The organism is Empedobacter sp. R132-2, from assembly GCF_030324375.1.
Lineage (GTDB): Bacteria > Bacteroidota > Bacteroidia > Flavobacteriales > Weeksellaceae > Empedobacter > Empedobacter falsenii_B.
In genome coordinates, this window is sequence record NZ_JACAGG010000053.1 from 1 (window position 1) to 9325 (window position 9325).

The 9325-nt window shown below is 31.4% G+C and carries 9 protein-coding genes; 7 read left to right on the plus strand and 2 right to left on the minus strand.

What is annotated here, in order from left to right; genetic code table 11:
* The first annotated feature begins 128 nt into the window (after positions 1-128).
* A complete protein-coding gene (mef(C), locus tag HXZ69_RS14565; RefSeq protein WP_085286200.1) occupies positions 129-1352 on the plus strand; it encodes a macrolide efflux MFS transporter Mef(C) in 1224 nt (407 codons plus the stop codon).
* Positions 1353-1356: 4 nt separating this feature from the next.
* Positions 1357-2241, plus strand: coding sequence for an Mph(E)/Mph(G) family macrolide 2'-phosphotransferase (gene mph / locus HXZ69_RS14570; RefSeq protein WP_078213155.1), 885 nt, complete (start codon positions 1357-1359; stop codon positions 2239-2241).
* Between the two features lie 217 nt (positions 2242-2458).
* On the opposite strand, the gene lnu(H) is transcribed toward mph, so the two are convergent.
* The gene (gene lnu(H), locus HXZ69_RS14575; protein ID WP_051021433.1) at positions 2459-3241 is read right to left on the minus strand and encodes a lincosamide nucleotidyltransferase Lnu(H); all 783 of its coding nucleotides are present in this window, start codon (positions 3239-3241) and stop codon (positions 2459-2461) included.
* Between the two features lie 414 nt (positions 3242-3655).
* On the opposite strand from lnu(H), the gene erm(F) reads away from it, so the two are divergent.
* Positions 3656-4456 (plus strand): 23S rRNA (adenine(2058)-N(6))-methyltransferase Erm(F), encoded by an 801-nt coding sequence (gene erm(F) / locus HXZ69_RS14580; RefSeq protein WP_064964835.1) that lies wholly within the window; start codon positions 3656-3658, stop codon positions 4454-4456.
* Between the two features lie 1305 nt (positions 4457-5761).
* Here erm(F) and HXZ69_RS14585 read toward each other — a convergent pair.
* Entirely contained in the window at positions 5762-6082 is a 321-nt protein-coding gene (locus HXZ69_RS14585) for a hypothetical protein (protein WP_280038216.1), read from the minus strand.
* A 442-nt stretch (positions 6083-6524) separates the two neighbouring features.
* On the opposite strand from HXZ69_RS14585, the gene HXZ69_RS14590 reads away from it, so the two are divergent.
* The 4 genes from HXZ69_RS14590 to HXZ69_RS14605 all read left to right on the plus strand — a co-directional run bounded on the left by HXZ69_RS14590 (position 6525) and on the right by HXZ69_RS14605 (position 8683).
* Complete coding sequence (locus HXZ69_RS14590; protein WP_280038215.1) at positions 6525-7559, plus strand: replication initiation protein; 1035 nt, start codon at positions 6525-6527, stop codon at positions 7557-7559.
* A gap of 41 nt (positions 7560-7600) precedes the next feature.
* A complete protein-coding gene (locus HXZ69_RS14595; protein ID WP_280038214.1) occupies positions 7601-8053 on the plus strand; it encodes a hypothetical protein in 453 nt (150 codons plus the stop codon).
* Positions 8054-8150: 97 nt separating this feature from the next.
* Positions 8151-8411: a hypothetical protein gene (locus HXZ69_RS14600; RefSeq protein ID WP_280038213.1), complete on the plus strand. Its 261-nt coding sequence runs from the start codon at positions 8151-8153 to the stop codon at positions 8409-8411.
* Positions 8408-8683 carry a Txe/YoeB family addiction module toxin gene (locus tag HXZ69_RS14605; protein WP_286494559.1) on the plus strand — a complete coding sequence of 92 codons (276 nt, stop codon included), beginning with the start codon at positions 8408-8410 and terminating at the stop codon, positions 8681-8683. The genes HXZ69_RS14600 and HXZ69_RS14605 overlap by 4 nt, the downstream gene beginning before the upstream one ends.
* The last annotated feature ends 642 nt before the right edge of the window (positions 8684-9325 follow it).

Sequence of the window (9325 nt, forward strand, 5' to 3'; positions counted from 1 at the left end):
GTAGTAACTACAATTTACTGCTTTTTAGCAGGTTGTACAACTTTTATATACAATCTAATACAAATGCACTACCGGTTCTATTAGTATTATGCTACAATTATTTTGTTGTATAATTTAATCAAGTTTTTATGGAAAACCGTAAATGGTTTAAGACCTATATGTTTATATGGGCTGGACAGTTTGCTTCAATGCTTACAAGTTATGCTGTTCAGTTTGCTATTGTTATATGGCTTAGTCTGGAGTACAAGTCAGCCGAAGTTTTAGCCTACGCAGGAATAGCAGCTATGTTGCCTCAAGCATTGATAGGCTTAATAGCAGGTGTATATGTTGACCGTCTCAATCGTAAATATGTAATGATTTTTTCGGATGCTTTTATAGCTCTCTGTGCCCTTTTGTTACTCGTCATTTTACAAAATGAAAATGTTAATCTTATATGGATATACATTTTATTGGGTTTACGCTCTGTTGGTAATGCTTTTCACGCTCCGGCACTACAGGCAATTGCTCCGCTGATTGTACCCCAAAATGAATTGATAAAGGTAGCAGGAATTAATCAGGTGTTACATTCGGTTTGCAGTATTGGTGGTCCTGCCATTGGCACATTAGCCATTGCTTATCTTCCTATTTCAAAAGTATTGTACTTGGATTTGATTGGAGCATTGCTGGCTATTCTTTCACTCGTGATGGTGAAAATTCCCAATGTGGTTGCGAAGTCAAAATCGTCTGCACATTCTATTGCTACAGAATTTTCGGAAGGGTTTCAGACTGTTTCAAAAAACAAAGGTTTGCGTTATCTTTTTCTTTATGCAATGGCGATAACCTTTGTTATAATGCCAGCTGCCATTATGTTTCCGTTGCTCACAACAGGGCATTTTGCAGGAGGAAAATGGGAGATAGGAATTGTAGAAGTGGTTTGGGGCGGAGGTATGCTTATTGGCGGTGTCATCCTGAGTATTTTCAAATTGAAAGGCTCAAAAGTAGTCGCAGTCAATGTTATGTATGTATTATTGGGACTTACATTTATTTTGAGTGGTGTATTACCTGCAAGTTGGTTTGTAGGATTTGTGATGGTAACAGCCATTGGCGGTATCAGCCTGTCTGTTTTCAATGGCTGTTTTACAGCAATTGTACAAACAGAGGTAAGTCCTGAAAAATTAGGACGTGTATTTTCACTTTATTATAGTTTGGCAGTTTTGCCAAGTGTAATCGGTTTATTATTCACAGGCCTGATTGCAGAAGTTATTGGTGTAAACATTACGTTTATCATAAGCGGTTGTTTGGCAATCCTTGTGGGTATTCTTTCGTTTAGCACTCGCAACTTAATGCAATTAGGTAAAATCAAAAATATTTAAAAAAATGAAAAATAGAGATATTCAAAAATTAGCGGAAAGAAATGGGTTAATTCTTTCGGATGAAATGAGTTTTAATGAAATGGGAATTGATTTTAAGGTTGGTTTCGCTACAGATAGGGATGGCACAAAGTGGTTGTTGCGTATTCCAAGAAGAACAACCTTAGGCGAACAGATTGCGAATGAGAAACGCATTCTTCAATTGGTGTCGAAATACCTTTCGGTTCAAGTTCCTGATTGGCGTATAGCTAATGAAAAACTGGTAGCCTATCCTTTGCTCGATGGAAAACCTGCACTTACTTATGATGCGGAGACTTATGAAGTAACCTGGAATATGTCTAAAGAAAACGACCTTTATATACCATCATTAGCGAAAGCACTTATAGAACTTCATTCAATTCCTACGGAAGAAGTACTTCGTAATAATCTAAAAGTTTTGACACCTGAACAGGTTAGAAATGAGATTTCTGAAAGATTGATTTTGGTGAAATCTGAATTAGGGATAAATGCCGAATTAGAACTTCGGTACCAAAAATGGCTGGATAATGATGCCTTATGGCCGAATTTTACAAAATTCATTCACGGTGATTTGTATGCAGGTCATACACTTACTCATCATAATGGAGAAGTTTGTGGAATTATTGATTGGTCAACTGCACAAGTCAGCGATATAGCACAAGATTTTTCAGGTCACGTTACTGTTTTCGGTGAAGAAAGTCTGAAAAATTTAATTTCGGCATACGAAAAACAAGGTGGAGAAGTATGGGATAAACTGTTTGAACAAGCAGTTGAACGAGCTGCTGCCGCACCTCTAGCTTATGGATATTTTGCTTTAGAAACACAAGATGAAATTCATCTTAGTTCTGCAAAATTACAGTTAGGTGTTGAGTAGATTTTTTTTAGTAGGGGCTGACACCTTAATCGGGTCAGCTCCCTATTATTTCAAGGGATGTTTGTCTATTAGCGTTGTTGTGTAGCCTTGCAGCTAACGGTTTACGGCTTGGTGCTGTGGCGGCCTTTTAGTACTGTGGTTGAATAAAATTACTATCGTTCAATTGAGCACATCTGTTCAATAGAAATCCGTCACCCGCCATTTCGCCAAACCGATGTTAGCGGTAGTTTTTTCTTATTTCATGTAGGATTTCTTTCATTTTTGGTTCAATATTTAGTTCGTCAAATAGTTTTTCCGATAAATTTAATGAGTTTTCAAAAGCTAAAATTATATTTTTAGGATTTAAATCCGATGTTACTGTTTTATACGCAAAATACCAAGTCGTATCAATATCCTTTTCAAGACTTTTAGTTGGACTTTCCCAATGTTGGGTTTTGTTTGTTCTTGCTCTAATAAGCCAAAGCAAATATTTCTGAACATTTGATAAACTATGATGAGCATGAGCAAATTCTTCTCGCTTAATTAAGTTGCTTGTTGTCAGTATAACATTCAGTAATGATTGACTTAACCACAAGATGTTTTCATTTGTTATTCTTTCGGGCGATTTCGTTTTGATTTGATTTAGTGTTTTCGTTAAATGTCCGTCTTTGTCGATTAGGTTCATTTGGTCAAAATCGCTAAATGCAACAATTCCGTCCCAAGATTTGATAATTTCAATTTCCTCCGTTTTTAAAAAATGAAATTCGCCTCTGACCATATTCTCAAAAATAGCAACTTCGCTTCCATATTCATTTGTAAAATATAATGCCACAGGATGAATTTGATTTACCCATTTTTCCGACGAGAAATTTTCTTTATTTTTTAAAAAGATGTAAAATTCGATATCAGAATATTTATCTCCTTCGCTTTTAGTAAATGAACCATACATAAAAACAGCGGAAACATTTTCGTCTTGTTGAGCTATAGATTTTGTTTTGTTAATCATTTGTAACTGCGTCATTTCTTCTAATTTTTAAAAGTTGATAATAGAAATTCTCACTGCTTTTTGAAAGCAATAAAAAAGTTTCACTTTTTTTATTTTGAACATTTACTTATAGCTTCATCGGATTATATTTTTTTATGTTCAACATTCTGTTTGGTAAAATTACCGCTAACGGTTCTCAGCTATACGCAGGCAGGGATTTTAACCACTGAACTTCCTACGAAGAACTGAACTTTAAATTTACCACTTAACTGTCCTACGAAGCACGAAACCCCTGCTTGCGTATAGGTGATGTTATGCGGTCGGCTTTCATTTTCTCTTCTTTCTCGTTAATTTGTCAAGCAAAGTTACTAAATTTGCAGTCAAGCAATTTCAATTTTTGAATTATGAATTGTGATTTGAATTCAAGTATTCACCTGTAAGAAGTTACTAATGACAAAAAAGAAATTGCCCGTTCGTTTTACGGGTCAGCACTTTACTATTGATAAAGTGCTAATAAAAGATGCAATAAGACAAGCAAATATAAGTAATCAGGATACGGTTTTAGATATTGGGGCAGGCAAGGGGTTTCTTACTGTTCATTTATTAAAAATCGCCAACAATGTTGTTGCTATTGAAAACGACACAGCTTTGGTTGAACATTTACGAAAATTATTTTCTGATGCCCGAAATGTTCAAGTTGTCGGTTGTGATTTTAGGAATTTTGCAGTTCCGAAATTTCCTTTCAAAGTGGTGTCAAATATTCCTTATGGCATTACTTCCGATATTTTCAAAATCCTGATGTTTGAGAGTCTTGGAAATTTTCTGGGAGGTTCCATTATCCTTCAGTTAGAACCTACACAAAAGTTATTTTCGAGGAAGCTTTACAATCCATATACCGTTTTCTATCATACTTTTTTTGATTTGAAACTTGTCTATGAGGTAGGTCCTGAAAGTTTCTTGCCACCGCCAACTGTCAAATCAGCCCTGTTAAACATTAAAAGAAAACAGTTATTTTTTGATTTTAAGTTTAAAGCCAAATACTTAGCATTTATTTCCTGTCTGTTAGAGAAACCTGATTTATCTGTAAAAACAGCTTTAAAGTCGATTTTCAGGAAAAGTCAGGTCAGGTCAATTTCGGAAAAATTCGGTTTAAACCTTAATGCTCAAATTGTTTGTTTGTCTCCAAGTCAATGGGTAAACTGTTTTTTGGAAATGCTGGAAGTTGTCCCTGAAAAATTTCATCCTTCGTAGTTCAAAGTCGGGTGGTTGTCAAGATGATTTTTCTGGTTTGGTGTCGTCTTTTAAGCTGCCGCATAACATAGTAATTTACGAAGTAAATAATAGAAAAGTTTCGTGAAATATTCCCTATATCCGTATTTCGTGTAATTACTTTGTTAAAAGTAATAAATTCTTTGATAGTCTATATTATCTAAATAACATTTGTATGAATAGCGAGGTTTTTATTTAAAATTTTTAAATTCTCAATCATGGATCACGAAACTCTACAATTGATACTTTATTAATCTATTTCATTACTTAACATAATTCTTATTATAGCCTTTATTTTTCGGTGTAATTAACTGATTTTAAATCAGTGCCGAATCAGATAAACGAAAATCAAAAAAGAGGGGCTTTGTAGCCCTCTAAAAGCGTTGAAGCTTGATTATTCAAACAGGTCAAAAAATGATAAAAAAGAAGCTAATCGGAATTTTTTCGATTGGCTTTTTTTTATTTAAACTTATAAAAACGTGTTTGGAAAGAAGTAAAACACAACACACGTCCAATCCTATTTTTTAAAAAATTCATCAATTCTCTAAATCTGTTTAAATCTACAAATCATATACATATTATATATTTTAACATTATTGATAATCAATATATTACATTTAAAAATAAGCTAAAAATATATTATTTATATACTTTTTGAAAATGCTGTTTTCACAAATCATTGAAAACTAACAACTTACGAAATGTCACGCAGTTCCCTCTTGCTATCTTTATTTTTCTATAAAAATTGTTCATTTTTAAGAAAAAAAAGAGCCTTAAAAAAGCCTTTCTAAAAACGTGTTTTGAATGAATGCTCAATAGATAGAATAAGCAAAAACATTCTCCTATTATAGCTGTATTAAATTTGTTGGAGTTTAAGAATACCTCCTTTAAAAAAACACCTTAAATATGCTTTATATCAATTAGTTACAATCAAAATACCTCCTTTTTAACATATAAAAGGAGGTATTTATATCTGTATGTAATTACTAATCAATGGAATAGGTTTTTGTATCGGGGTTTCCCCGATTCCGTCTTGCTATTCCTACTTTTCCTTAAAAACCTAAAAATCATCTTCATTTTTAATTTATAAAAAGTGTCAAAATTTGATTCAAGTTTCACTTGAAAATAATAAAACGAGGCGTTTTATACTACTTGCTTGTTTTGAAAAAACAAATTTCCTCTCCCTTTGAAAAACTCTCCAACAAAAAAAGAGGAAAACCCTTGATAGAATTTCCCTCTTATTCGCTTTCAAATTAAATATTTACACTTATATTTTCACAAATATATTTAAAGTTTAGCATTAATTTGATTAGCAACTAATCGAGCCGAATTTAAAATATAGTGCTCCTCATTATTTTGGTCTAAAAACAGCCTTAAAACATTTTCTAGTGCAAACGCTTCAAAGTATTTAAGCGAAATATTGAAATTTTTGGTGTTTTTACGTTCCGTAATCGCTTTTTTCTCTAATTTGATACATACATCTTCGCAAATGGATAAAAGTGCTTTAAACGCGAAATTTGAAGCTTCCACCGGAATTTCAAAATTCATCAAAATGTACACAATGGCATTGAGATTGGATTTATCGAGGTTAATTTTAATTTTATTCACTGATAATCAATAGTTTAAATAAATGATACAAAAAAACGGCGCCGCCCCCTGGTGCGACCTGCGGTCAGCTGCATCTTTTTTTTTGTTTTGTTTTTCTTTTCAGAACTCTTTCCAAAAACGATTTTGAAAAGAGTTTCGAAAGTAGTCGATTTTTCATTGAAAAATCACCCTTAAAAGACTAAAAAAACACCATGTTTTTGTATTAAATAAACATAGCTTATCTAACATTACTTATCGGCTTTCGACAAAAAACGTATATTAAATTGAATATCATAATAGTTACAACGTTTTAAAAAACACTAACTATAACTTATTGAATAAACAACTATAACTTATTGAATAAATAGAAAACACCTAACTATAACTTATTGAATAAATACTATAACTTACATTTGTGTAAGTTATAGTATTTATATAAATTTGTTTTTCAATACTATAACTTATGTCTAAAATCAACAATAAAGAAGTGTTACAATCTTATATTTTAACGACAGCTAAATATGACTATTCTGTTTACGAGAAACGCATTCTTTATCGTCTTGTAGAACTTTTTCAAGGATTACTCCAAAATCAGAAGCTAAACGATAAGATAACTATTGAACAGGATAATCAATGTACTAGTATTGTTAGTATGCCTATTAAGTTGTTTTTACAAAACGAAACAGATACAAACCATATTCGAATAAAGTCAGCTTTAAGAAATTTAGCAAAAAAGTTTTTTGAATATGAAGATGAAAACGATTGGGAATTGATCTCAGTAATTTCAGAACCTAAAATAAAAAAAAACACAGAAATTGCTACTTTCAGAATAAATCCAAAAATAGTAGAAGCATTTTTAGATTTCTCAAAAGGCTTCAAAAAATACGAACTTAAAGTAGCTATGGAATTTGAAAGTGTATATACTATGAGGTTTTACGAATTGCTTTCAAACCAAAAAACTCCCATTAATTATTCAATAGATAAATTAAAAGAGATATTTAATGTTACAGATAAATACAGATTAACTGGTGGTTTTATTCAAAAAGTTATCGAACCTGCAAGAAAGGAACTTGACAGATGCTCTCCTTACACTTTTCATTACGAACCAATCAAAACAGGTCGTAAGATTACAGGTATTCGTTTTATTCCGATTCATCAACCACAATTTGAAGATGAATCATTGAAGAAACAAAAAGTAATGAAACAAATGTCTAATCGTTGGTTTATTCCTAAAAACATTGAGGATTATTTGAAGTACAATTACGAGTTTACAGATAAAGAATTAAGCAATAATATTAGCTTGTTTGAAAACATATATAACAACCTTTCAGAAGAAGAATTATTAGACTTTTTAGTTGAATTAAAAGAGCAATCTGTACTCTATGAAATCAAAAATCTTAAAGCGTATTTGATTGGTTCATTAAAAAAGAAAGCTGAACAGCTTTTTGAAAATAAATACATTAAAAATGACCATAATAAAAACCTAGACAAAAGCTAGACTTGACCTATATTTGACCAACTAGACAAAATCAACGAAAAATGAACTATATTGATGTAAAAGAAGCTTGCGAAAAAACAGGAAAAAGCGAAAAAACAATTAGAAGATTATTCGCTAAAGATGAATCTAAGCCATACTTACAAAAAAAGGGAAATAAAAACTTCATAGAAGTTAATTATCTTTTTTCTATCTATGAAGCTGAAAAAAAGACCAAAAAAGAACCTAGACAAAATATAGACACGACCAATAAAAGACCAAGCGACAACGAATTGAACGAATTAAAAATAAAACTGGCTTTATATGAGCAAGAAATAAGATTAAACAAGACTTTACACGAACAAGAATTGAAAAATAAAGAACTTCTTTTGCAAGAAAAAGAGGGCAGAATAATGGATTTACAAAAAACTATTTTGCTTTTAGAAGCACCTAAAGAAGAAACACAAAAAACTGAACAAACTCCGATTCAGAAGAAAAAAAGATGGTGGCATCTTTAACCTTTTATTTCTACAGAGGGTTGTTTTAGGTTTCAATTTATTTATACTTATTAATTAAAAACTATTCTGTATATTTGTGTACACAAATGATTACACAATGGCAATTATAGAAACTACAAGTAGACAATTCAGAGAACATCAAAAAGATTTCTTTGATATGGTCGATAAAGGTAAAAAGGTTGTAATAAGACGAGGAAGTAAACAAGCTTATGTTCTTACACCTATTTCTCAAGACGACTTATATTTTACAGATGAAATGGTACAACGTATAAAAGATTCTGAAAAAGAAATAAAAGAGGGAAAAGGAATTAAGATAAAATCTAAAGACGAATTACAACAATTTTTTGATAGCTTATGATTTATGAAGTGATCTTCTCTTCTAAAGCAAAAGAAGATTTAAAGAAACTTAAAAAATCAGAACCTAAAGCATTTCAAAAAGCAGTTATTCTTATTAGTGAATTAATGGAACACCCTAAGACCGGAACAGGAAAACCTACACTTAAAAAATATAATTTAGCGGGGTTCTATGCTCGTAAAATAACAGATAAACATAGATTAGTATATTCCATTGATGATGATAAGATAATTGTCCAAATTGTATCTGCAAGAGGACATTATGATGACAAATAAAAGCCACAATCTTTTTAAGATTGTGGCTTTTAGTATTTATAATAAAAAAGAAGGTTTTGTTTTTACTACAAAACCTTCTAAACCAACCTAAACCTATGAAAAAACACTTTAGTGTTTTCTAAGTTAATAAAGTTCAAAACGAATGCCATTATTTTCATTAAATATCTATTTATGTAATAATTAACATATGCTATAACAAAAAAAAGTCCTCCAATTTGGAGGACTTTTTAATTTGTTTATATTTTACATAATCTGTGTTATGTTCTTTTTGATTGCTTAACGTTTTGGGGCTTTGCGATGGTGGGGCAATCGAAGCACAAATCTTCAATTTTGCACAAAAGTTGAACCGAAGAACAACAGTTGAACTTTGCAGTTTCGCCCCACTATTGCAAAACCCTTGTTAGCTGCTGGGCTTAATTTTGCTAAAATAGCTTATTTTTTGAGATAATAATTTGTACTTTTGTGGCTTCACTTCCAAAAAGTATACAACACGTGGCAAAGCCTTGGATTAAATAATTATTAGGGTAATTCTCTTCAAAACCCACTTTTATGGTATAGTACTCTATTAACCCGTAGTGCATTTAGGTAATATTAATTTTTAATTTGTTAATATTTCTATTTTGGTTTCTGTTTATTGATTGA